The following is a 1,012-nucleotide window of genomic DNA, read 5'->3' on the forward strand; positions in this document are numbered from 1 at the left end:
CCGGGGACCTGGTGAAGTACCGGGACGATGGCGTAATGGAATACCTGGGCCGGGTGGATCAGCAGGTGAAGATTCGCGGCTTCCGTATTGAGCTGGGCGAAATTGAAAGCCGCCTGCTCGCCCATCCGCAGGTCCGTGAAGCGGTGGTGCTCGCCCAGCCGTCACCGGGCGGAGATCGCTTGGTAGCCTACATCGTCACACGCTCCTCGGTAGGAGCGGCGCTTGAGCCGCGAACCGAGGGTAGCGAGGTCCCATCGCTGGACGTTACCGCTATCCTTTCTGAACTGGCCATTTCCCTGCCCGACTATATGGTGCCCAGCCAGCTAATCACCCTGGAAGCCATGCCGCTGACGCCAGCGGGCAAAGTGAATCGCAAGGCATTGCCCTTGCCCCAATGGCAGACGGGCAGTAGCGGCGAGGCGCCGCAAACCGATAACGAAATGGTGCTGGCGGCAATCTGGCAATCCCTGCTGGGGCTGGAAAGCGTCAGCCGTGATGATCACTTTTTCAATCTGGGAGGCCATTCGCTGTTGGCGGTACAGATGGTTAACCGGCTGCGCCATCAGCACCAGCTGGATTTGCCGCTGAACCGGATTTTTGAGCAGCCATTGCTCAAGCAATGTGCCTTGCTGTGTCAGCCGGTGGATGCCCTGCCGGCGATTCAGCCGGTGCCGCGCCACGGTGACTTGCCCTGTTCTGCCGCCCAGCGTCGGCTCTGGTTTGTGCAACAGCTGGAACCGGAAAACGGCGCCTACCATATGCCGCTGGCATTGGAGGTGCGCGGTGAGCTGCATCGCGATGCTCTGCAACGAGCGCTGAATACTCTGGTGGCCAATCATGAAGGCCTGCGTACCCGTTTTATCGAGGCGGGTGGCGAACCCCACCAGCGAATTCTCGATGCTGGCACGGTGGCTATTGAGTGGCAGGACCTGAGCGAAGAAACCGGGGCGGACGCGGTAGCCCGCTCTCACCAACATGAGGCGCTCCAGCATGAGGCATTAACGCGGCCGTT

Annotated in this window: 1 protein-coding gene; it reads left to right on the top strand. The window is 61.3% G+C overall.

From position 1 onward, the window contains the following. Positions 1-1,012: condensation domain-containing protein (locus A3730_RS05185; protein WP_231883854.1), on the top strand; the 1,012-nt coding region annotated here is incomplete at both ends.

The sequence above is a fragment of the Alcanivorax sp. HI0044 genome (assembly GCF_001634945.1).